This window comes from uncultured Caulobacter sp., assembly GCF_937900395.1.
Classification (GTDB): Bacteria; Pseudomonadota; Alphaproteobacteria; order Caulobacterales; family Caulobacteraceae; genus Caulobacter.
In genome coordinates this window covers 1-2116 of the sequence record NZ_CALCDX010000227.1, presented here as the reverse complement: position 1 = coordinate 2116, position 2116 = coordinate 1, and the positions used below count along the sequence as shown (strand labels likewise).

The window sequence follows — 2116 nt, the reverse complement described above, 5'->3', positions numbered from 1 at the left end:
GCCTTGACCGCCGCCGCCACCTTGTCCGCCAGGGGCCGGTCGACGCCCATGCCGTAGCTGCCGAACTTGATCGTCACGTCGCAGCGCGCCGCCGGGGCCGGCGTCGCCGCGCAGGCGGCGAGGGCGAGGATCGGCAGCAGGGCGGCGAGACGGATCATCAGGCGGGGAACCCTCCGGCGCGGGCCAGGGACGAGGCGGGGGCCTTGCCCAGGCGATCGCTGATCTCGCGGCCGATGGCGATCAGGGCCGCCAGGTCATAACCGGTCTCGAAGCCGGCCCGTTCCAGCATGTAGACGAGATCCTCGGTGCCGATATTGCCCGTCGCCGCCGGGGCGAACGGACAGCCGCCCAGGCCCCCGACCGAGGCGTCCAGCACGTCGACCCCCGCCTCGACGCTGGCGTAGGCGTTGGCGAGGCCCGTGTTGCGGGTGTCGTGGAAGTGCAGGCGCAGGCGCGCGTTCGGCGCGGCGGCGCGGACGGCCTCGATGCGCTTGCGGACGGTCCAGGGATCGGCGACGCCGATGGTGTCGGCGATGGCGATCTCGGGGACGCCCAGGGCGGCCGCTTCGCGGACAATGGCCACGACCTGGTCCTGGCTGACCTCGCCGTCGAACGGGCAGCCGAAGGCGACCGAGATCGTGGCGGTGATCGGCGGGCCGCCGTCGGCCTGGCGGCGCTCGACGATGGTGGCCAGGGTCTCGAGCTGCTGGCGCACCGTGGCGCCCTGGTTGCGGACGCCGAAGCCGTCCGACGCGCAGACCACGACATTGGCCTCGTCGCAGCCCGTCGAGACGCAACGCTCCCAGCCGCGCAGGTTCAAAACGAGGCCGATGCGCGAGCGGTTCGGATCGGCCGGCAGGGCCGCCATGATGTCCTCGGCGCCCGCCATCTGCGGCACGCGGGCCGGATTGACGAACGAGACGACCTCGGTCCGCCGCGCGCCGGCGGCTTCCAGCTTGCCGATAAGGTCCAGTTTCTCGGCGACCGACAGCGAGACCTTCTCGTTCTGCAGGCCGTCGCGCGGCCCGACCTCGACGATTTCGATGAAGCGGCTCATCGCTGCGGCTCTCCGGCGGGTTCGTTGGGTTCGGCGGCGTCCTCGGCGGGCGCGAGAGGCTCGCCGCGATAGATGGTCAGGCGCTCGCGGTCGCCGTCGGAATAGTTCAGGCCCTCGACCGTCGTGACCGGACGCGGGGCGAGGCCCAGTTGCTCCATGGCGGCGCGGAAGGGCTTTTCCTCGCGGCCCTCGACGATGGCGGGGCGGCCTTCGGCGATGGCGTCCGCCGCGCCTTCGCCGTCGGTCAGCTGGGTGGTCGTGCCGAGCTGGAAGATCAGGCTGGGCTCGGCATAGCCGGTCACCGCCACCGGGCCGGGCGCGCCGGAGCGGGGCGAGAGCCGCGCCTGGTCCAAGGCCTGGGCGAGGTCGCGCGACAGGAACAGCGGCTCCAGGCGCGGGATCAGGCCGGCGGTCAGGGCGATGTGGGCCGCGATCCCCAGCGCGCCGGCCGCGAACAGGCCACGCACGGCGTGGCGACGGGCGACGAGGGCCGCGCCGACGGTCCCGGCCGCGAAGGCGAACACCGCCGCCACGACGGTCCAGCCCAGGTCATGGACGGTTCCGAATTCCTTCTGGCCATAGACGGCGACGGCGGCCAGCAGCGCGCCCATCAGCACGGAAAGGCCGCCGCCCAGCCAGCGGACGGCTCTGCCCAGCGGCTCGCGCACGGCGGCGGCCATCAACATGGCGAGCGCGCCGTAGGCGGGCAGGGCGTAGTGGACCAGCTTGGTCGGCAGCAGCTCGAACATCAGCCAGGTCGGGACCAGCCAGCAGACGGCGAAGCGGACGCCGGGGTCCTTGCGACGCGTCCAGGCGACGGCCAGGCCCGCCGGCAGCAGGATCGTGGCCGGGAACGACAGCAGCGGCGAGAGCAGGGCGTGGTAGCCAAACGGCCCGGCGTGGCCCTCCTGGCCGCCGGCCATCTTGGGCGCCAGGTCGCCGCCGATCGCCGTCCCCCAGAACGCCCCGTCGGTGGCCACGGTGATCATCATCGCCCAGGGCAGGACGATGGCGGCGAACAGGATCGCGCCCCAGGTCCAGCCCAGGTCCTTCATCCAG

1 protein-coding gene and 1 pseudogene are annotated in these 2116 nt (G+C 73.2%); both read right to left on the bottom strand.

Annotated elements, in window-relative coordinates; translation table 11 throughout:
* Positions 1 to 157: 157 nt before the first annotated feature.
* Positions 158 to 1057 (bottom strand): hydroxymethylglutaryl-CoA lyase, encoded by a 900-nt coding sequence (locus tag Q0379_RS20345; RefSeq protein ID WP_299016015.1) that lies wholly within the window; start codon positions 1055 to 1057, stop codon positions 158 to 160.
* Positions 1054 to 2116 (bottom strand): annotated as a pseudogene (locus Q0379_RS20340) (glycosyltransferase family 39 protein); the annotation flags it as partial. The pseudogene Q0379_RS20340 and the gene Q0379_RS20345, both read right to left, overlap by 4 nt.

What these genes read in the sequence shown, in the direction of transcription:
- Q0379_RS20345 (WP_299016015.1), bottom strand. Translation starts at nt 1,057, where the DNA reads ATGAGCCGCTTCATCGAAATCGTCGAGGTCGGGCCGCGCGACGGCCTG.